This window comes from Ktedonosporobacter rubrisoli, assembly GCF_004208415.1.
Classification (GTDB): Bacteria; Chloroflexota; Ktedonobacteria; order Ktedonobacterales; family Ktedonobacteraceae; genus Ktedonosporobacter; species Ktedonosporobacter rubrisoli.
On the sequence record NZ_CP035758.1, the window covers coordinates 1,737,927 to 1,758,178 of the forward strand.

17 protein-coding genes are annotated in these 20,252 nt (G+C 52.9%); 12 read left to right on the top strand and 5 right to left on the bottom strand.

The genetic code is table 11. The features are described from left to right. The first annotated feature begins 150 nt into the window (after positions 1-150). The 3 genes from EPA93_RS08005 (at position 151) to EPA93_RS08015 (ending at position 6,195) form a co-directional block, all read left to right on the top strand. Positions 151-1,443, top strand: a complete 1,293-nt coding sequence (locus EPA93_RS08005) for a hypothetical protein (protein WP_129886549.1) — start codon at positions 151-153, stop codon at positions 1,441-1,443. A gap of 377 nt (positions 1,444-1,820) precedes the next feature. After that, positions 1,821-5,021, top strand: a complete 3,201-nt coding sequence (locus EPA93_RS08010) for a winged helix-turn-helix domain-containing protein (protein ID WP_129886550.1) — start codon at positions 1,821-1,823, stop codon at positions 5,019-5,021. 232 nt (positions 5,022-5,253) lie between these two features. Next, the gene (locus EPA93_RS08015) at positions 5,254-6,195 is read left to right on the top strand and encodes an LLM class F420-dependent oxidoreductase (protein WP_242527350.1); all 942 of its coding nucleotides are present in this window, start codon (positions 5,254-5,256) and stop codon (positions 6,193-6,195) included. Positions 6,196-6,463: 268 nt separating this feature from the next. Here the strand turns inward: EPA93_RS08015 and EPA93_RS08020 are convergent, their stop codons facing one another. Together EPA93_RS08020 and EPA93_RS08025 are read right to left on the bottom strand one after the other, a co-directional pair. After that, complete coding sequence (locus EPA93_RS08020; RefSeq protein ID WP_129886551.1) at positions 6,464-7,168, bottom strand: SDR family NAD(P)-dependent oxidoreductase; 705 nt, start codon at positions 7,166-7,168, stop codon at positions 6,464-6,466. Positions 7,169-7,360: 192 nt separating this feature from the next. Continuing rightward, positions 7,361-8,335 (bottom strand): amidohydrolase family protein, encoded by a 975-nt coding sequence (locus EPA93_RS08025; RefSeq protein ID WP_207229479.1) that lies wholly within the window; start codon positions 8,333-8,335, stop codon positions 7,361-7,363. A 117-nt stretch (positions 8,336-8,452) separates the two neighbouring features. Here EPA93_RS08025 and EPA93_RS08030 point away from each other — a divergent pair, with 117 nt between their 5' ends. After that, a complete protein-coding gene (locus tag EPA93_RS08030; RefSeq protein WP_129886552.1) occupies positions 8,453-9,088 on the top strand; it encodes a TetR/AcrR family transcriptional regulator in 636 nt (211 codons plus the stop codon). A 116-nt stretch (positions 9,089-9,204) separates the two neighbouring features. Here the strand turns inward: EPA93_RS08030 and EPA93_RS08035 are convergent, their stop codons facing one another. Then, positions 9,205-10,425: an MFS transporter gene (locus EPA93_RS08035; protein ID WP_129886553.1), complete on the bottom strand. Its 1,221-nt coding sequence runs from the start codon at positions 10,423-10,425 to the stop codon at positions 9,205-9,207. Positions 10,426-10,708: 283 nt separating this feature from the next. Here EPA93_RS08035 and EPA93_RS48255 point away from each other — a divergent pair, with 283 nt between their 5' ends. Beyond that, positions 10,709-10,867, top strand: a complete 159-nt coding sequence (locus EPA93_RS48255; RefSeq protein WP_165422952.1) for a hypothetical protein — start codon at positions 10,709-10,711, stop codon at positions 10,865-10,867. A 202-nt stretch (positions 10,868-11,069) separates the two neighbouring features. On the opposite strand, the gene EPA93_RS08040 is transcribed toward EPA93_RS48255, so the two are convergent. Beyond that, positions 11,070-12,335 carry an MFS transporter gene (locus EPA93_RS08040; protein ID WP_129886554.1) on the bottom strand — a complete coding sequence of 422 codons (1,266 nt, stop codon included), beginning with the start codon at positions 12,333-12,335 and terminating at the stop codon, positions 11,070-11,072. Between the two features lie 499 nt (positions 12,336-12,834). After that, positions 12,835-13,428 carry a TetR/AcrR family transcriptional regulator gene (locus EPA93_RS08045; RefSeq protein ID WP_165422953.1) on the bottom strand — a complete coding sequence of 198 codons (594 nt, stop codon included), beginning with the start codon at positions 13,426-13,428 and terminating at the stop codon, positions 12,835-12,837. A 169-nt stretch (positions 13,429-13,597) separates the two neighbouring features. Here EPA93_RS08045 and EPA93_RS08050 point away from each other — a divergent pair, with 169 nt between their 5' ends. The 7 genes from EPA93_RS08050 to EPA93_RS08075 all read left to right on the top strand — a co-directional run bounded on the left by EPA93_RS08050 (position 13,598) and on the right by EPA93_RS08075 (position 20,210). Beyond that, on the top strand, positions 13,598-15,142 hold the full coding sequence (locus EPA93_RS08050; protein WP_129886556.1) for an FAD-dependent oxidoreductase: 1,545 nt from the start codon (positions 13,598-13,600) through the stop codon (positions 15,140-15,142). 35 nt (positions 15,143-15,177) lie between these two features. After that, positions 15,178-15,888, top strand: a complete 711-nt coding sequence (locus EPA93_RS08055; protein ID WP_165422954.1) for an alpha/beta fold hydrolase — start codon at positions 15,178-15,180, stop codon at positions 15,886-15,888. A gap of 9 nt (positions 15,889-15,897) precedes the next feature. Beyond that, positions 15,898-16,041 (top strand): hypothetical protein, encoded by a 144-nt coding sequence (locus EPA93_RS48260; RefSeq protein WP_165422955.1) that lies wholly within the window; start codon positions 15,898-15,900, stop codon positions 16,039-16,041. A gap of 189 nt (positions 16,042-16,230) precedes the next feature. Next, a complete protein-coding gene (locus EPA93_RS08060; RefSeq protein ID WP_165422956.1) occupies positions 16,231-17,562 on the top strand; it encodes a phytoene desaturase family protein in 1,332 nt (443 codons plus the stop codon). Between the two features lie 86 nt (positions 17,563-17,648). Continuing rightward, the gene (locus EPA93_RS08065; RefSeq protein ID WP_129886559.1) at positions 17,649-18,743 is read left to right on the top strand and encodes an RNA polymerase sigma-70 factor; all 1,095 of its coding nucleotides are present in this window, start codon (positions 17,649-17,651) and stop codon (positions 18,741-18,743) included. Positions 18,744-18,863: 120 nt separating this feature from the next. Next, a complete protein-coding gene (locus tag EPA93_RS08070) occupies positions 18,864-19,343 on the top strand; it encodes a nuclear transport factor 2 family protein (RefSeq protein ID WP_129886560.1) in 480 nt (159 codons plus the stop codon). A gap of 222 nt (positions 19,344-19,565) precedes the next feature. Continuing rightward, positions 19,566-20,210, top strand: a complete 645-nt coding sequence (locus EPA93_RS08075; RefSeq protein WP_242527351.1) for a lactate utilization protein — start codon at positions 19,566-19,568, stop codon at positions 20,208-20,210. Positions 20,211-20,252 lie beyond the last annotated feature (42 nt).

Here is a 20,252-nt window from a genome sequence, read left to right on the forward strand (position 1 = left end):
GATAAGGTATAGAAGATTGTAAGAACGACATTTTTCTTGTGCTAATTGATAAAAAATGTCGTTACAATATTGCGAGGATTATAGACAAAATTCGTAATAATCTCTATACTTAAATGCATAATTGATGGTTGATATTGTGGAGGGTTGGTGATGTTGCAAATGCAAAAACACAAGCTATATATAGGCGAGTATGGCCCGATTATTGTCGGCGAAAGTGGGCTCACTTATGGCGCTCTCATACGCTTTACGCGCAAACTCAACGATTTTTCAGCCGAGTATGTGGGTGAGCTGTATGGGAAAGTAGCTGGTGAGGAGCCGGTGACAGGAAGGCACATACAGCGCATGGAGATCAACGATAGCTTCTTTCCTAAAGACCCCAAACGGCGTTGGGTGCTGGCCCAACTCCTCAATGTCCCTGTAGAGCTTATGGCTCTGGTGAGCCTGGAAACCTTACCGCCTGTTGAAGCACATTCCTCTCTAGCCGTTGCAGAACCTACGAGCCAGCTTGATCGCGAAGAGTATCAGGCCACGCTCCAACATTACTGGCTGCATGGGGATACGGTTCCGACCATCCAACTGGTGCGGGATACGAAGGCGCGCGTGGAGAAATTGCAAGATTGTGCCTTCTATGCCAGCTCAGCGCAAAGACCGTCTTATATCCGTCTTCTCTGCAGCTATCAAATTTTGTTGGGAGATATAGCTAACGAACAACAGTGCTATGCCGCCGCCCAGAAATACCTGACGAGCGCGGCCCGGCTGGCGGCGGAAAAAGGCTGTAACGATCTGTATAGTATTGCCCTCTACCGCCGCGAAGCTTTTCTGAACGATCTGGGCAAATGGCCGGAGGCTTTTAGCGACAGTGAGCGGCTGAAAAAAGTCAGAGAGCATTTTTCGCCGCAGCTTGAGGGAAAGATTCTTGCCCTGAGCGGCGAGGTAGAAGCTCGCGTTGCCAGAACGCCGGCGGAACTGGCGATGGCCTTGCACGGTCTGGATAAGGCCTATAAGCTAGTAGGCCAGCCTCAGCAGGAAGAGGATTTTATGTTCTTTGTTGCGTTTAGCGAGGAGCGTTACCTGTTGGACAGAGCTGCGGCGCATATTGCATCTCCGGTAGCGAGTTTGCGTTCTCCCCAACAAGCGCAGGAGCTTTTAGATAGGGTGGTCCAGCTGCGCCAGAAACAGATGCCGGTAACCAAGGCAAGTCTCTATAAACAGGCCTTTAGTGATCTATTGCAGGCGCGGATCTATGCCAACCAGGGGTATTGGCCTATTGCGGCCAGCACGGCTGAGAACGTGTTAACCAGCCTGAGCAAGCTGCATTCTTCAGTGCATGTCTGTGAAGTGTTGAGTCTGGCTAGAGAGATCAAGCAGCGCTATAACGGTCCAGAGGTGAGCAGGCTGGAATGGGCATTGCTGCAAGTTGAACGTCCTTACCTGTTTAACTAGATCTGGTTCTTGTAGTATTTAAGAGGAGGTTAGCGTATTCTCAGTTCGAGGACGCGCTGCCTCCTCTTCATTCATCTGAGCGTTTTCGACACTTACGACCCAACGCCGAGATACGTGTAAAATAGGATATAGGAAAAAGAGGTAAAATAAGCAGAATCTTCATCTTAATCATTCAAGAGTTGTTGAGGGAACCTTCGTGACGGAAAGGGAGTGGCTGTCCCTCTTATCATCACCAGCGCGGTCAGGGCATTGACAATTACGAGGAGTGTGAAGTATGAAGTGGCGATAGTGCACGTGCATCTGTAGGTATTACCTACATCGGCACGCTATGATATACTTCCTTCGTAGGTAATACCCATGGTTTTGAGGAAGGATTGATGCCAAGACGCGCACCCTATCTCTTGCGCTGGTCCTCGCAAGCACAGGGCTACGAACTCTTCGGCGCAGACCGCACAGTTCGCTGTGCTCTTGTCATTGACAGTGCGGCTTGGTTTACCTGGCTTGATGCTATTCCTTCATTTGCTTTTGTCAGTCGGTCGGGCGGACGTTGCACAGTGCGGAAAGAGCTTATTCATCCCGATCAGGCCTACTGGTATGCCTATCGCTCATGGCAACGACGAACCGTCAAGCGCTATCTTGGCCGCCCCTGCGACCTATCGCTTGCACACTTAGAGGACGTTGCCAGGCGCTTACAGAATCCCCCTTCCTCGTTGGTTGTTGAGGGAAAACTGCAGATGAGCAACGCTGTTGCACCGCCATCTCTACAGCTTTCTCCCTTGCAGAAGGCTCGCTTGCATCCTCCACGCCTTCTTCCAGGACTGATTGAGCGTACTCACCTCTTTACGCAGCTTGATACCTGGCACACATCCAAATTACTGTTGGTCTCTGCTCCCGCTGGCTTCGGCAAAACGACGCTGTTGGCCTCCTGGTTGGCCGCCCGCAACCTTGAGAGATCTGGATGGGTTTCGCTTGTTGCCGAAGATAATGATCTGTTGCCTTTCTGGCGTATGATCTTCACTGCCTGCCAGATATGGGCCGCCCATGCTGCACACGAAGCACTGACCCAACTTCTTCCCCCCACACAACTCTTCTTGCCACATCCTTCGCTCACAGAGATCATACTCTCCTTTTGCTACTCCATCGCACAACAGGGCGTGACGGGTTTGCTCATTCTTGACGATTATCACATTATTACTAAACCTGAAATCCACGAAATGCTCAGCTTTTTCATCTCCCACCTGCCGGAATCGCTGCATCTTGTCTTGCTCACCCGTGCTGACCTTCCTCTGACCCTGGCCCGCCTCCGGGCCAGTGGGGAGCTTCATGCTCTCCAGGCCAGAGATATGCGCTTTGCGCCTGACGAGGTGGCACGCTTCTTTCAGCTAACCTCCGCTTGCTCGCCCTCTCCGGATGTGCTGGAGGAACTCAACATGCACCTGGAGGGCTGGCCTGCTGGCCTCCGCCTATTCTCCCTTTCCTTGCACACAAACATCACCTCAGCAGAGATAGAGCACCTGTTGAACACCTTTCGCGGCGCACATCGCCCAGTTCGCGAGTATTTCGTGGCGGAAGTGCTTGAAGCTCAACCAGAGCCTCTGCAACATTTTTTGCTGTGCACCAGCTTTCTCCCTCGCTTGAGCGCCTCGCTATGCGCTGTCGTGACCGGACAACCGAAAAGCTTGCGCTTTTTGGAAGAGATGGAGCGTGCCAACCTCTTTGTTGAAGCGCTCGACGCCTCTGGCGAGTGGTATCGCTATCAATCCCTCTTCGCCGAAGCGATGCAACACGAGGCGCGCCGACGCCTGGGAGAAGAGGTGCTGCTGACGACTTTACACGCGGCCAGTTCGTGGTTTCAGCACCATGCTCTGCTCGCTGAGGCCATCGACACAGCGCTCAAGGCAGAAGCTTTTGAACAGGCGGCTCTTCTGATCGAGCAGATTGTGCAACAGATGGATGTGTTAGCGTTTCAGGAGTATCATCAGCTCCAGCGCTGGTTGGAGCTGATGCCACAGGAGCTTGTTTGGTCGCGTCCTCGCCTCTGCTTCAGTGCAGCGCTTGCTCTGGCCTTTCGCCATCCTTCCTTCGAGATTGATCAGCACAGTCTGACCCGGATCGAAGCGTACTTGCACCGCGCAGAAGAGGGATGGCGAGCGCAGAACGATCGCAGCGCGCTCGGCGAGCTCTTCGCGTTTCGCGCCGTTTTCATCTCCAGCCACCAGGCCCAGGACCACGCGACCATCTGGGCTGCTCAGGCGCTTGAGTTCTTGCCAGCAACAGCAGGCTTGTGGCGCGCTATGAGCCTGCGTGTTGTAAGTGGAGAGGACCTGCGAGCAGGCCGCTTTCAAGAGGCTTTCCGGCTTCTCCAGGAGAGTGAGCGGTGCTGGCAAGTGATGGACAATCTGCCCATGCTCAAGGGGGCGCAGCTCTTTCTTGGGATGATTTGCCTGGAACTGGGTGAACTGCAGCAGGCGACCCGCTATTTTCAGCAGGTATTGCACCAGGCCCGCCCTCACGAAGATGGACCACATATCACGCTCGCGCAACTGGGGCAGGCTTTTCTCTTGTATGCACGCAATGAACTGGAGGCAGCAGAGCAATTGGTGCAGCGCGTTTTAAGCCAGATAAAGGATCAAGAAGAGGGGTCGTTGCAGCCCTTCCACCGTCTGCTTTTGATCCCGCTTGAGCTCCTGCAGGCACGCCTCTTCTACGCTCGCGGAGAGGCAGAGCAGGCGATGCAGAGCTTGGCGGCCCTTCTTGCTCAGTTACGCTTGTCTCAGCACGAGCTCCACAGCTATTTCTTTCGGGTGGCGCTCGCTTCCTTCGTCCACTACGCCTTGCGCGCTGGCGATATCGCTTCAGTGCAACGCTGGCTCGACACGCTCTCGCCTGAAGACGCACAACAGGCGCTTCCTGCTCCACAGACAGGATGGATTGGCTCCTCAACGTACGCACCTCCCGGGCTCACGCAAGCGAAGCAAGCTCGCCTCTTCAAAGAGCAACACGTGCTGCTGCAGGCACGTCTCTTCCTCGCACAAGAAGCTGTGGATGAGGCTCTGGCGCTTCTCAATGCGCTGTTGCCAGCGATGCACGCAGCGGGACGCAAACGCCAGATGACGCAGATCTATGTGCTTCTGGCCCTGGCACATGCGGGTCGTCAGCAGCGGTTGGAGGCTCGCCAATCCTTGTTGGAGGCCCTGAAGATTGGGTATGACGAGAGCGATCTGCACACCTTCTTAGAAGAAGGGCAACCCTTGTGCTCCCTCCTACAAGATCTTGTACTTGTGCTGCGTGATGAGCCGTTGCGAGCGTATACACAGATGCTGCTGCAGGCTTTTGTAGGTAGGCAGAGCAGCCAGTCCTCTGCCTCGGCTATTTCGGGACTGGCTGAGCCTCTTTCTCCCCAGGAACAGCGCGTTCTGCGCAAGCTCGCAGCCGGACTCTCCAACGCGGAGATTGCGCAGACCCTGACAGTTTCTATCAACACGGTTCGTTCACAGGTTCAGAGTATCTATCGTAAACTCCAGGTGCATAACCGGCACGCCGCTCGTGAGGTTGCACGCAGGATGCACCTGTGCTAAAGAAGGATAACAGACGAAAGTCAGCCAGCCCTTCCAGTGAGCGTTGCCTCTTGGCAAAAAAATCATGCCCCCTCTCGTCAGGAGGGATGATGCGATTTCATCCCTCCTGACCGTACACTTCTCTCATGAGCTGACACATCTGATGAAGGTGCAGGTCGCAAGAAAAATAGCCTGAAATGAGAGGCTGCTGCCGTGCGCCAAAAGAGCATTTTCTAAAGAAAGAGGCAATCAAGTGAAATATGGTATTACCCTTCCCCATGACTGGACGATGGATCAGACCACCAGCAACGATCCTGTCCAGATGTATGAAACAATGACAGCTATCGCGCAAACTGCCGACGAATATGGCTATGAGTCGGTCTGGCTCTTTGATCACTTTCACCCCAGCCCCATTCTGCCACAAGACATCATCTTTGAGGCCTGGACCGCGACGGCAGCCCTGGCGCGAGATACCAAACGGGTACGCATCGGGCAACTGGTGACCTGCAATAATTATCGCAACCCTGCTTTGCTGGCAAAAATGGCTTCGACCGTCGATGTGCTTTCGCATGGGCGGCTCAATTTTGGTATCGGGTGCGGCTGGCGTGAGGATGAGTATCGCGCGTATGGCTATGAGTATTCCGATGCTCCCACACGCCTGCGCCAGTTGCGCGAGGCTATCCAGGTGATCCTGGCGATGTGGACTCAGGACGAAGCGCAATTTGAGGGCAACTATTACCAGGTACGAGGGGCCATCAATCACCCCAAAGGGGTGCAGAAGCCACATATCCCGTTGTTAGTAGCTGGCGACGGTGAGAAGGTTACGCTCAAGCTCGTGGCACGCTATGCCAATGCCTGTAGCTTTGGGGGCGATTTTGCCACCATTGCGCATAAATTGGCGGTTCTCAAAAAGCATTGCGAGGCGGTCGGACGCGATTATCAGAGCATTCACCGCACGGTATCAACGATTTGTGCGATCGGTTCGACCGAGGAACAGGCTATGGCAAAGGTTCCTGAACTGTGGCAAGCTCGAATGAGGAGCGGCGATGCGAGAGGTCTCGTGGGAACGCTCGATACCATTCGGGAGCTGATTGCGGCATACGAGGCGGCAGGAGTGCAAGAGCTCCAACTCACGTTCATGAAAGAAGATGGGCTCACGGATATCCAACGCTTTGCCAAAGCATTTATTGGGTAAGAAATGATCGAAAAGAAAGACAAAGATTTTTTTTATGCAAAGCACGCAATCTTATCAAGAATCGACGCTGGCGACAGCCTCGCAGAGACCGCCGCCACCTCTGCAGCCAAAGCAAATGACTACAGCATTTACTCTTGCTTCCCAGTTGTAACGGCATTCTGATGATGGGCTTTGGATTATTGTGCCTGTTTTTCTTCAACGCCTGGGGGCGATGGAAGTGGGCGTGGAGACACTGGCATTGATGGAGGGAGCGTTAGGCATTGGGTCCTTACCAGGGTACAGTACGGCCAAGGTAATCAAGGTAGTGCAGACCAGGCTTGCCACTCTGGGCATCGATGGTTTTGACGACATTAGGGATGCTTTCCTCGATGCTTAAAGGTGCCTGGGAGCCACCCAACTCGGTACGGACCCAGCCTGGAGCCATGAGCACAAGCGTGCGTGGATCATCAGTGTGACGGGCTGCAAAGCTACGCATGAATGTATTCAAGGCTGCCTTGCTCCCTCGGTACACTTCATAGCCTCCTTTGACATTATTGGCAACGCTGCCTTGTCCCGAGGACATGACTGCGATGGTCCCTGTCGGAAGGACAAGATCTTGCAAGGTCTCGACCACGCGCAGAGGGCTCAAAGCATTGGTGACCATCACACGCACAAATTCTTCTGTTGACACTTCTCCCACGGTTACTTCAGGTTGATGGGTCACACCAGCATTGATGAATAACAGGTCAAATCTTCTAGCTACGAGACGCTCATGCAATCCAGTAATCTGCTCAGGCACGGTGATATCGAGCGTCTCGATTTCAAGCCGTCCAGCAGAGGCATCAAGCAGAGCATGTAACTTTGTGTTGTGCAAATCTCGCACCGTAGCAACAACGTGCCAGCCGCCCTTGAGATATTCTTGCGCTAAAGCATAGCCAAGGCCGCGAGACGCGCCAATGAGAAGAACATTTTTGTTGAATGGAGAATGCGACATCGCTTTTCCTTTCAGAATTGGGATAACAACGTCTTTTCGTCTGATTTCCCCTGAGTCGATGTCTCCCGCCCAGAGAAAACCTTGTGTCAGATTCTAGCTGCTCACGAGAAGTTTGAGAACCCCCGAGATTCTTTAATATACCTTGTGAGACAAATCGTTAGTGGCCAACGGCAAGTAAAACGCGCCTTCAGATCACAAAAGGGAAAGTTTGAGAAGCTTTTCCGCATTGCTGTGAGCGATTTTTTCTTTATCGGCAGGGCTGATGGGGGCGCGCTCCAGAAATGCTCTCGCTTGCCCTCCATCCTGAAAAGGATAATCGGCTGAATAGAGAATGCGCTCAGCTCCCAGTACCTGCATGGTCAGCAGGAAAGGGGGAAGCGTAAACATCCCGCTGGGAGTAACATACATCTGCTGAAGGAAGTAGTCCGCCACAGGTCGCTGCAACTGGCGGGCGACAGGAGTCAGCGCCTCGGCAAAGCGAGCCAGGTAAAAGGGAATCATTTCTCCCCAGTGGCCGAGCAGAAGTTGGAGGCTGGGATAGCGATCGAAAACCCCACCCAGGATCATGCGCAGCGCGTGAATGCCCGTGTCCAGGTGCCATCCCCAGCCAAAGGTTGCAAAGCTTGCGCTGACGGCAGGATCAAAGCCAGCATAATAGGCATCCTGCACGGCACGGGCTGGCGGGGCTGGATGGACATAGAGGGGAACCTCAAGCGTGGCAGCCGTTTCGAGCATGGGGCGAAACGCAGAATCATCCAAAAAGCTATTATTGGTTTGCCCGTAAATCATTGCTCCTTTGAAACCAAGGACGGTGACCGCGCGCTCTAATTCGCGAGCCGCTGCCTCTGGATCAAGGGTGGGCAAGGTCGCAAAGCCGACGAAACGATCGGGGTGGTTCCGAACGGTCTCGGCAAGCTGATCATTGATGGCTCGTGCCAGCGCGACCGCCTCAGCCGCCGGGATCTGCGCAAGACCCGCCGCAGTATGAGAGAGTACCTGGACATCGATGCCCATGGCATCCATTTCTGCCAGACGATGAGCTCCTAAATCTTCAAGTTGCCTTGTGGGCGGTTGATAGAAATGTTCACGGGAAGCAGGCAGAAACCTGGCTATCGCTTTTTTGATTTCAGCTATTTCAAAATGCTCTTCCAGCGTAATGATCTTCATATGTTTTTCCTTCCTTGCACGAAAGCAAGCGTCACTTGCATTCAAATTCTAACAGACACTTTGCCAGAATGCAAGTAGCACTTGCATTCATAAAGAACCACTGATATACTCATAAGGATGGAAGAAAGAACAGATGAACCGTCAGGCAGAGAAAAGTCAGCATTCCCGCGTTCTGGGATAAGCGCCAGGAAACGCGGGGATGGCGTGCGCGCGGCAGTGCTTGCGGCCACCCTTGATCTGTTGGGTCAGCGCGGCTATGAGGCGATGACGACGAAAGATATTGCCTCTGTGGCCGGAGTCAACGAAGTTACCTTGTTTCGGCGCTGGGGAACCAAGGCGGCCATCGTGGCTGATGCGCTGCAATACTACAGCGCCACCGAGACGCCCACGCCAGATACCGGAAGCCTGCAAACCGATCTGCTGGAGTTGCTTCGTGGGATTATCACGCGCATCCAGACTCCTTTAGGAAAAGTCATTGACCAGATTGTGGTAGGTCACTATCCACAACCGGAGCTTGAAGAGGTGCGCCGGGCCTATTGGCGAGATCGCTTCAACAGAGCCGAAGCGCTCATTCAACGCGCCAAAGATCGCGGTGAACTTCCCGAGGAGGTGAATGCGCACTTTCTGGTGGAAGCTGCGATTGGACCAATCCTGGTGCGCGCGAATGCCACAGATCAACCGCTTGATGAGCAACTCCCCGAGCAGATTGTGGCGCTTCTCCTCTTTGGTGCCAGGAGCACAAAGGGATCTTGATGCGGCTGTCACAAGAGTAGAATGGGCTGAGAGCGCGCCATTCCTCGCAGATAAGCTCATAATCGAATAATCGCATATTTCAGTGGCCGTAGTTTTTCACCTTTCTGGCAGATTTATTAATTCAGACGATGAAGAGAAGGCACAAGAAGGCCAAGCACCGCACTCAGGAGTGTTACTAAGCCTGCAAACACAAAAAGGACTTGAATAGTTGTGGCATCGGCAATTAATCCTGAGATGAAGAGAGAAAATGGCGTAAGCCCCATACTCGCTAGCATGAAGAAGCTCATCATTCTTCCCATCATCTCTTTGGCAACATTGGCCTGGATAAGTGAAAGTAGAAGAACTGAGAGCATGCCATTGAGAGCACCTGCACTTGCAAGGCATAACATCGCAAGCGGCAAGGGAGTAAATACGACTCCAGCGAGAAAAGGAGCTTCTGCAATTTGAATAAGACAGAAGAACCAGCCTCGATGCCTGCGAATTTGAAAAATAGCCGGAGAAAGGATACCGAGAGCAGACCCAACGCCAAAGCTCCACACTAAGAGACTGTACCCTTGAGCGTTATTATGGAGCACATTTTTCGCAAGCAATGGGAGGCCTATCGTTATTGGTCCAATACAAGCGATTGCTGCACAAGCATCGAGCAACAAAAGTGCCACCAACCACGGAATCAGTCTCAAGTGCAGAAAACCTTGCCAGGCATTCGAGAAGAGCGAAGTTTTCCTGTTTGGTGCTGCGTACTGTTGTGGTGTAATAAACAAGGTTGCCAGAACAGAAAGAGCGAAGGAAAGCGAATTGAGGGCAAATGCCATTGCTGGATTACTATGTGCAATCAGAATCCCAGCAGGTATTGCACCAAGAAGCGTTCCAAATTTTGAGGTTAATTCCATTAGTGAGTTGGCGCCATCAAGAGTTTCTTGGGGCGCCAGTTGTGGAACCATACTCCTTCTTGCAGGACGGAATATCCCATTAGCAACACTATGAAAGATGAGGATCATAAAGAGCAACCACAAGGATAAATGGCCATTCATGGCAAGGAGAGCTATGATCCCCGACGTCATCATTCGAGTAAGGTCAGAAATAAGGATGATGATGCGGCTATTATAGCGATCAATAAGGACGCCGCCTCCCAGCGTCATCAAGGCCTGAGGGATAGTAAGGATCAGCATAGTATATGCTAAATCCAGGGGAGAGCCTTTGAGGAGGAGTACAAGCCAGGTTACCGCAACAGTTTGAAAGGGGTTTCCAATGGCTGAGATGGTTTGACCAATCCAAAGCAAGAAAAAGTCGCGAATGAACAGGGGAGCTATCAGCCGCTTTACCGCAAATCCTTGCAACTCTTTACTCCATTCTGCGAAAGCGAAGTGTGCATAAAATTATAACTGAACCAAATATATACTGTCAATCCTGATAGCGTTTTTAAGAATCTTATGTCTAATTGTTCATTGAGCTTGAAACAAATATATTGCTGAAAATATATATAAGAGTTTCTAATACTAGAAAACAATATAAACCAAAAAGCTTTTAAATAAACCTAAATATAAGTAGTACTTGCTTCAGCCAAATAGACATTTTTTGCCAAGCCTTCTCATTTGATTTGAGGTCGAGGCGAGACATGTTTTGAAACGCAGTCCAATCAGAACTATCGCCTTCAAGGCCCCCAGCAATTTGCACCTCTTGTTCTTTACTCCCGAGCAGCGCTTTGTGCCAGGCAACCTTGAAGAGAAGGCCGCGTCTCCCCATAGGGATTGCGTTTTTGATGAGCTGCTTCTGTGTTAATCGGGCCAGGAGCAACAACGTTGACACGGATATGGCGATCTCGCAAGTTTGTACATAAGCCCCCTCAGAGACGAAGCGCTGCGCAGCAGCAAGCCCAATGCCTGAACTTCCCCGGTAATGATGGCAACTTTCCCTTCAAAGCTGTTCATATCATATTCTCCATATCTTTTTAGGAGTTAACAAATCGTGAAAGCCAGCTATACTAACTTCTTTCTCTGCTTGATGCTAGCTCATGCCGTCTCTTGAGAAGCGGAAGTGCGATCAAGAGGCAGAGAATGGCGAGGAAGGTGATGAGCGAAGCTGAGGCATATGCCTGAAAAGGTCCCCATGCGGCATAGACGAAGCCGCCAACAAGTGGCCCGACAACCCATCCAAGCGCTTGCAGCGATTGGGTTGCTCCACTCACACGACCCTGTTCGTGCTGTCCAACCATTTCGGAGATGAGCCCGCGCAAAGCGTTTTCAACCAGGCTGCCCGAACCTGCGAAGAGGATGATACCAATAAGCAGGATAAGCGGTATGGCAAGAAACGCGAGGGAACCAAGCACAAGGTAGCTGAGGCAGACAAGCGCCAGGGCGATGAGTGCGAGCCTGATATTTCTCAGCCTGGCGAGGAGCCAGCCGACCAGCACTCCCTGGACGAGAATGTCTACAGCGCCGACCAGGGTGACAGCAAGGCCAGCCTGGGTGGCATTGAAGCCAAGGCTGTCTTTCATCAAGACCGTGAGGGTTGTCTGCAACATGCTCACCGGGAAAGCATACAAGAACCAGGCCAGCAAGAGCCAGCGCATGTTCGCCCAACGAAATGCGGAGGCCAGTTGTTTCAAAGGATTGAGTTCGCTCACGGCAAGGGAGATGATGCGGTGCTCTTTGGGCAAACTCTCTGGAAGCAAGAAGTACCCACAGACGAGCGTCAGCAGGAGAAGGCCAGCGGCGGCAATAAAGGGGACGCGGTAGTTGATAGTTGCTAGCAGTCCACCAAGAGCAGGGCCAATGAGTGAGCCGACTCCTGCCGCACTGCCCAGCATACCGAAGTACTTGCCGCGATCCTCTGGTTTCGTGATGTCAGCGATATAGCCGAACAAGATGCTGATGTTGCCGCCTGTCAGGCCGTCGATGATGCGGCCGAGAAAGAGCAGCCAGAGCGCACCGCCAAGGCCGAAGATGAGATAGCCGATCGCGGAACCAAGCAGACAGATGAAGAGAATGGGGCGTCGTCCAAAACGGTCGGAAAGCACGCCCAAACCTGGTGCAGCGATCAACTGGCAGAGACCATAGGCAGCGGTGAGCCAGCCTACGATGGCTGCGAGATTCGTCGCGTGAGCCAGGTATTCTAACGTGAGAAACGGAACAAGAGGGACAATGATTGTCATCCCCATTGTGTTAAGGAGTGCGATAACCAGAAGAAGCACGAAAGATGTGCGTCCTACAGATGTGTTCGAGTTTGTAGGACTTGCTAACTTGTTCATAGAGAAGCTCTACCTTTGCAAAAAAGTCTATCCTACTACTTCCAGATGGAGTAGTAGCATGAACCTTTTCAAACAAGTTCGAGCTGTCTCGCGCGATGATACGCTGCACACCTGTTTACGAAGAGTCTGTCTGGAGAAGAAGAGATCGTGCGTGTCCACAAAGAGACGACACGGGAGAGCGCGTCTTTGCTCTTCATCCTCGCTGTGCGCCGCAGGCGGCGCTAACACCTTCGCACAATGAGCAAGAATGCTGACGACGGATGCTCGTTGGAAGGGGTCTCAACATTCCATCCTTGCTTCATCGATATATTTACTGTTTGCTTTTTGAAAAGTTGGAGCGATCGTATCACAAGACGTTTCTGCCTGTCAAGCGTTATTTCTTCTGCCCGCTTGGCGAGATCTAGCGGGAAATTGCGTCGAGACCCCGAAGGGATCAACTACCTTCTGGCCTACCCTGATCGGAGCTTTGTGCCATGCTCTCCCCTGATAACGCTTGTGTTCAATCCATATCAAAGGCAAACGGCTCTTTACCTCGACTTAATTGAGACCAGTGGTGCGCAAGCTCTTCGGCTGAAATGGGAGTCTCATTCTCAAGCCACCAGGTTGCCAGGGCAAGAAGCGCGCCAGCATAAAATTGCGCGATAACAGGCAAAGGATTGTTGAAACGCCGCCCTTCTCTCTGGGTCTGCTCCAGCTTTAGCTCCATTTGTTCAGCAATCTGACGGCGCAGCAAGGTGGAAAGCTGTTTCTCTTCTTTGCCTATCAGAAGCAATTTATAGTAATGCCGATGCTCAGCCATCGTTTCAAGTATTTGCCTGGATAATTGTTCTCCCTCCTCTGAAGTTGCTGCACGTAGCAGCTTTTTCTCGAAGAGCTCCTGATCGTATTTCATGCCATAGGTAAATAGCTCATATTTATTCTCGAAGTGTTTATAAAAGGTGGTACGGTTAAGCAGAGCTTCCTCACAGATATCGGTTACGCTGATGTTCTCCAGCGAGCGCTCTTGCAACAGCTTCAGCAGCGCCTCCCAGAGAAGTTTACGCGTCCGCCTGACTCTGCGATCTTCCGACGAATTTGCGACGTTTTTCGACATGCCTACCTCCCAGTATTGTTTAGTCGACATAAGCGAGCCTTTTGCTGATTGACTTATCAGCTTCTGGCTCGTACCCTTAAAAGAGACGACTGTCGATAATTATAACACATGTCGCCATAGCAGTGATCATGTTGGTCGCCGAAAAAGAGTAAGAAAGGTGCATAGAGATATGCAGGATGAAACAGCAGGGAAGCACGAAAAACAACAGCAGGCAGTAATAATCGGTGCGAGCATAGCTGGCTTGCTGGCAGCGCGAGTACTAACGCAGTATTATGAGCAGGTGCTGATTATCGAACGGGACGCACTGCCAGCAGAGCCCCGGCCGCGTGCTGGCGTGCCTCAGTCACACCATCTCCATCGCTTGCTGCCCCGCGGCAAGATGATTCTTGAGCGCCTGTTTCCGGGCTTTCTTGATAGCTTGCTTGAACAGGGAGCCTTCCCAATGGAGCATACCAACAGTCTTCTGATTGCCAAGGATGGACGCACCACACTCAGCGCTCCAAGCATGATGGGCAAGGAGGCAACTTGTAGCCGGGCCATGCTGGAATGGGAAATACGGAGGCGCGTGCAGGCCCAAGCGGGAGTACGTTTTCTGGCTCGTAAGGACGTGATAGGCCTCATCCCGTCAGCTGATCGGAAGCACATCACCGGAATCCAACTGCGTGAGCACGGACAACTCGCCGAGCAGACAAGCGTACGGGCTGATTTAATCATTGATGCCAGTGGACGCTCCTCCAAGCTTACCCACTGGCTCCAGGAACTGGGCTATCATCTGCCCGAGGATGAGCAGGTACATTCCGCAATTGGCTATAGCACGCGCTATTACAAGTTCGCGACTGGCACATATCCCGAGTGGAGTGCCTTGTTCAAATTCTTCGCTCAGAGCGATGGAGTCGCCTATCAGCGCATTGAGGACGACACCTGCGCCGTGATCATTGGCAACATCGGCGGCCATTATCCTCCTACTGATGCTACGGCGTTTGAGCAACGACTCGCCGATAGCCTTGGGTCGTACCTCCCCAAACTGTTGCAAGGCGCTCAGCCGCTGGGCGATCCGCGCGGCTATCGTATCCCGATGTGTGTGCGTCATCACTTTGAGCAGATGGAGGATTGGCCCGGTGGCCTGCTGGTCATGGGAGATGCCTTCTGCAATTTTGATCCCATTTATGGACAAGGCATGAGCGTAGCTGCGATTGAGGCCGAGACCCTTGAGCGCTGCTTGTATGAGCAGCAAGGCCATATTCAGCCCGGCTTTGAACGGTACGTACTTCAGCGCATGCAGGAAACCATTGCTCCGGCCTGGTGGCTTAGTAGCATCTCTGATCTCAATTCGCCTGGAGTTACCTATACCGGCCCCTCGCCTATACGGAGCGTCAGGCTGATCCAATTGTACCTTGACCTGTACCTTAAAAATGGCATGCTACATGATCGGGAACTGTACCAAAAAGGCCTGGCGGAGCAAGCGTACTTGCCCAGGTACCTTATGATGAACGGACTGCTCATCTCACCGCGCGAAGTGATCAATGCGCGCATGCTTGCCAATCTACTTGCCTTTGCTGAAGCTTCTGACGAGCAAAAGCTATTGACAGCCTTTTGTCAGGACTATCCCGGGAGCATTGAGCAGGTATTCGATGAGGCCATCCCCGACTTTTCCTTGTCTTTTGAAGGACTGCCAGACTTTGCGCCTACAGAAGAAGTCCCGGTGTATCAGTAGTCTGACCATTTGCCGCAAGAAAGGTTCATATGTCTATGGAACAATCAACTGAAAAAGTGACAGTCGAGAATCTTGAGCAGCATGTGCAGCATGATTATGCCGATAATGACGGGGTGAAAATCCACTATGTCAGTTTAGGAAATGGCCCCCTGCTGGTGATGATCCATGGTTTTCCCGATTTCTGGTACTCGTGGCGTTATCAGATGGTGGCTCTGGCTCCACACTACCGGGTGGTGGCCTTGGACCAGCGCGGCTATAACCTTAGCGATAAGCCAAAGGCCCGTGAACATTACGCCATGCCGTATCTGGTTAGGGATGTGCTGGCAGTGATCCAGGCCTGTGGCAAGCAGAGTGCGATTGTGCTTGGGCATGATTGGGGTGGGGCAGTGGCCTGGCAGGTGGCGATTCAGCATCCCGAAGCCACTGAGAAGCTGGTGATTTTGAATCTCCCTCATATGCGTAATATGCGGCGTGAACTGGCACGGAACCAGGAACAACGGCGCAATAGCCAGTATGCTCGTAACTTCCAGCAGGAGGATGCTCATCTAAAAATCACTCCTGAGAGCTTGACCCGCTGGGTCGGGGATGAAGGCACGCGAGCCCGCTATAGAGAAGCGATTGAGCGTTCCAGCATCGAGGGCATGCTCAACTACTATAAAATGAATTACCCTCGTGAGCCTTACGAAGAAGACAGCTCACCGGTGGTGAAGGTCAAAGCGCCAGTCTTACAGTTTCATGGTTTGTAAGATACCGTTTTGCTCCCAGAGACTCTCAATGACACCTGGCAGTTGGTTGCGCAGAGCTATACCCTGGTAACCGAGCCGAATGCTGGCCATTTTATCCAGCATGATGCGCCGGAGCTAGTGTCTCGCACGCTGCTGAGCTGGTTGGCACAATAGTGGAGAGAGGTCAACTTTTCAACTGTCACAAACAAGCTACCTGTTTCGACTCATGTGTAAGGGGGTGAAGCGAGAGAACGCATGGCTTTCCTGGAGGGTGGAAGCGATGCTTCTCCGCTGCCCTCAATATGGCTCAATAAAATATGCAGCTGCAAAGTAAGTCAACACTCAATAGAAATGGACATAGTGATGAAGACCCATAAATATACTCAACTTCCAGTGATTATTGTTGGCGGCGGCCTCTCGGGCCTCTCCGCTGCCGCCTATCTTGCGCAAGCCGGTTATGCCGTGATGCTTTTTGAGAAGGCCAGTACCCTTGGCGGACGCGCCAGAACCCGTCAACGCAACGGTTTCTTTTTCAATCAGGGAGCGCATGCCTTCCGTCTGGGAGGAGCAGGCGAACGCGTGCTTAACGAACTTGGCGTCTCCTATCGTGGCTTGCTGCCACAGCCCTTGGGAGTTTCCGCACTTGTGGATGGGAAGGTCCATTCCCTGGCGCCTGGAGGAACATCCCTATTAGAGATGCCTTTCTTACCGCTTGCGGCCAAAGAAGAATTGATGCGCTTGTTTGCTGGCCTGAAACACCTGAATACGCAAGCGCTCCAGGGGAAAAGTCTGCAGGGATGGCTCGAAGAAGAGGTAAAGCATCCGCAGGCTCGTCAGTTTCTTCTCGCCCGAGCCCGCATCTCAACCTATACCACTGCGTCCGATCTGCTCTCCGCCGGTCTGGCCCTTTCGCTGCTGAGCAGGCAGGTGGTCTATCTGGATGAGGGCTGGCAAACCCTTGTGGATGGCCTCCAACAAAAAGCACAGGAGGCGGGGGCACACCTCATCACGCAGGTCAGCGTCAAGGCGGTTGAAGTGGCTGGAGAAAGATACCACGTGCGCCTGGCGGATGGTTCGCGCTACGAAGCCAGTGCTGTATTGCTTGCCACTGATCCAGCGACGGCTTGCGATCTGGTTTTTGATGGCACACACGAAGCATTAAGCCGTTGGGCTGCACAAGCGATTCCGGCCCGCGTGGCCTGCTTAGATATCGCTTTGCGCCGCCTTCCCAATGCTGAGAACCTCACTACCCTGTGCCTGGATCGCCCACTCTACTATTCAGTGCATTCCGCCTCGGCGCACCTTGCGCCAGAGGGGAGCGCTCTGATCCATCTCATGAAATATCTGCGCCCGGATGAGACGGCGGAGCCAGTGGCGAGCCGGCAAGAGCTGGAAGCGCTGATGGATCTCTTGCAGCCTGGCTGGCGCGCGGAAGTCATCGAAGAGTCCTTCTTGCCGCATATGATTGCCTCCAATGCCATTGTCCAGGCCAGGCTTGGTGGAGTAGGCGGGCGTCCTGCTTCCGCGGTTCCAGGACTTCCCAGTCTGTATATCGCTGGCGATTGGGTTGGCCCGGAAGGGGAAAAGGCGGAGGCGTGCTTTGCCAGCGCCAGAAGTGCTGCCAGGCTGATTATGGCTCAGCTTAGCACTGGGCGGAGCGCCTCCCTGGTTAGCTCATCGAGTGTCATAGACTAAACTGAAGGGAGCCGCGTCTCTTTCACGCTTGCTTCGCTCGCTGTTTCTGGTGGCGAGAGGAATAATGGCAAAAGAGATACTTCACCATGAAACGATCACCCACGCAACAGGAACTTGTGTTCCAGCAGCATAAGTCGTTACTCTTTTCCATCGCATACCACATGCTGGGCAGTGTGATGGATGCTGAAGACTGTGTACAGGAAGCCTTCCTCCAATGGTATATCGCGGAACAGGAAGAATTCGTAGAAAATCCCAAAGCCTATCTCAGCACGATAGTGACGCGCAGGTGTATTGATCGGCTGCGCTCCGCGAAAACGCAGCGAGAAACCTACGTTGGCCTCTGGCTCCCCGAGCCGTTGGTTGCAACCACCGATCCGTTCGAGCGCTGGGAGCTCAACGAATCGCTCTCTCTGGCCTTTCTTCTGTTGTTGGAGCGCCTGTCGCCTATTGAGCGGGCAGTCTATATCTTGCGCCAGGTATTCGACTACGATTACGCAGAGATTGCACCCATCGTGGGGAAAAGCGCGGAAAACTGCCGCCAGATTATGCATCGAGCGCGACGGCATCTGCCCGCGTTCCCTGACCACATGCCCGTGCTCCATGCCCAACACCGGCAGGTTTTTACCAAGTTTTTCCAAGCCTGGATGAACGGCGATATGGAAGGACTGTTGCAGGTGCTCGCAGACGAGATTGTGCTCCATACCGATGGCGGAGGCAAAGTTCGCACAATCCTCCATCCTTTGTATGGGCCAGGGCAGGTGACGCGCTATCTGTTTGGGCTTCAACAGAAAGTGTTCCCTGTGGTCAAGTTTGCCCTCCGATCCACGTGGATTAATGGCCAACCGGGTTTGATCGGCTACCTGGAGGAAGCTATGGAGGACAAGTCGCGGCTACCCCAGGAACGAGAAGAAACTGAGAACGGCAAACAATTGGTGGCGTGGCATCAACGCATCCTTGCGAAGGGAGAGGTGGTTTTTGTTATGGGGCTGACGTGCGTCGACGCCCAGGTCCAGGAGATCGATATCATCGCCAATCCAGAGAAGCTGAGGCACATTCCTATCAGCAATGGTGACGACAATGACACTACAGTTTATGAAATTCCTGCTTCAGAAGTTCGCTGGAGCGACGCGCTTACCCGGCATGTAGGCACGCTGAAAGGATCGCTAGGTGCTGACTACTGATAGCCCTGGCCCATGATGGACATTTTGTCCGAGAAAAAGATGAGAAAGCAGGGGCAGAATAGCTGGCGCGTGATCCCAGGGGATCATAGTGCTGGTAACACCCAGATAATGAGGAAATCAATGAGTAATTTAGAGAGCATTATTGATCGGATAGAGATCGAGGCGCTGTGCGGCGAGTTCACTGACGCAGCGATGATGGACGATTACGAGCGCATGGCCATGCTGTTCACCGAAGACGGCGTGCTGCGCATGCCTGACGCCAATATAGTACAAGTGGGCCGGGAGCAGATCCGCGCCGGGAGCGAGCAGCTGCAGGAGCAGTGGGAATACTTTGTGCAAACCACGCATCCGGGCATGATCCAGCTTGACGGCGATACCGCAGTCGGTCGGGCCTATATCAGTGAGATCATGCGCATGCGCGACGGCAACTCGTACGTGAACTATGCTATATACCACGACCGCTACCAGCGCACTGCGGATGGCTGGAAGTTTGCCGAGCGCTCTTACGAGGTCAGGTATCTCGACACCACGTCGCTGGCGGGTTTCGATCCCAGGGCGGCAAAGGCGCCGACCGCTGACAATTCTTCAAAAGGAAAATAAATCGTAGGATGCGCTGACTTTCCCGCGCATCCTTTGAAAACGCTCACCTATTGAATGGACATCTTGAGCTGAACCCAATCACATATGAGCAAACCTTCTGCTTAAGAACGGTTTTCATGACGACGAGAAGACTGGACAAACGGGAGTGAGAAGGTAGCTCATCAACAGCGTCATTAGCAACATTTCACCTGGTTCATCTCAAGAAGTATAGAAGATAAGAAAGTGAAAACAATCCCAATGGCTACTTTTCTCTCAAATTCTGAATTCACACAATTGGCATCAGAGCAGCAGATCGAGCGGACTGTGCAGGCGCTGCAGGCGCACGGTATGCAGGTTGCCGTCTTTGCTACTGGCGCAGAAGCAAGCGCATATGTGCTTGCGCAGATTCCAGCGGGAGCGGAGGTCTATAATTCGCCCTCGCATACCCTTGAGACGATTGGCCTGGCCGAGCAGATCGAACACCCGACGCGCTTTCACTCGGTACGCGCTCGGTCAGCGAAACTTGATTATGCGACTCAGCGTAATGAGATGCGCAAACTGGCAGCGGCCCCCGATGTTCTGGTGGGAAGCGTCCATGCCATTACCGAATCCGGCGAAGTGCTCATCGCCTCAGCCTCTGGCAGCCAGTTAAGCGCCGCTGCCTGCGGAGCGAGCAAGGTGATCTGGGTGGTGGGCACGCAAAAGCTCGTGCGCACGTTGGATGATGGCCTGCGTCGCATCCGGGAACATTGCCTTCCCTTAGAAAGCGAACGTGTCCGACAAGAATACGGCCAGGGCAGTGCCATCAATAAACTGCTGACCATCAATGCAGAGCACGAGCCTGGTCGGGTCACGATAGTTCTGGTCAAGCAACAGCTTGGTTTCTAGCAGAGCCGAGTTTTCACCATAAGCCGCTTGCTCTGATAAAAC

Bases quoted from the DNA above. Each gene is read 5' to 3' on its own strand.
- EPA93_RS08020 (WP_129886551.1), bottom strand. From the start codon at position 7,168: ATGTCGCATTCTCCATTCAACAAAAATGTTCTTCTCATTGGCGCGTCT.
- EPA93_RS08055 (WP_165422954.1), top strand. From the start codon at position 15,178: ATGGAACAATCAACTGAAAAAGTGACAGTCGAGAATCTTGAGCAGCAT.
- EPA93_RS08070 (WP_129886560.1), top strand. From the start codon at position 18,864: ATGAGTAATTTAGAGAGCATTATTGATCGGATAGAGATCGAGGCGCTG.
- EPA93_RS08005 (WP_129886549.1), top strand. From the start codon at position 151: ATGTTGCAAATGCAAAAACACAAGCTATATATAGGCGAGTATGGCCCG.
- EPA93_RS08065 (WP_129886559.1), top strand. From the start codon at position 17,649: ATGAAACGATCACCCACGCAACAGGAACTTGTGTTCCAGCAGCATAAG.
- EPA93_RS08040 (WP_129886554.1), bottom strand. From the start codon at position 12,335: ATGAACAAGTTAGCAAGTCCTACAAACTCGAACACATCTGTAGGACGC.
- EPA93_RS08010 (WP_129886550.1), top strand. From the start codon at position 1,821: ATGCCAAGACGCGCACCCTATCTCTTGCGCTGGTCCTCGCAAGCACAG.
- EPA93_RS08045 (WP_165422953.1), bottom strand. From the start codon at position 13,428: ATGTCGAAAAACGTCGCAAATTCGTCGGAAGATCGCAGAGTCAGGCGG.
- EPA93_RS08060 (WP_165422956.1), top strand. From the start codon at position 16,231: ATGAAGACCCATAAATATACTCAACTTCCAGTGATTATTGTTGGCGGC.
- EPA93_RS08025 (WP_207229479.1), bottom strand. From the start codon at position 8,335: ATGAAGATCATTACGCTGGAAGAGCATTTTGAAATAGCTGAAATCAAA.
- EPA93_RS08030 (WP_129886552.1), top strand. From the start codon at position 8,453: ATGGAAGAAAGAACAGATGAACCGTCAGGCAGAGAAAAGTCAGCATTC.
- EPA93_RS08050 (WP_129886556.1), top strand. From the start codon at position 13,598: ATGCAGGATGAAACAGCAGGGAAGCACGAAAAACAACAGCAGGCAGTA.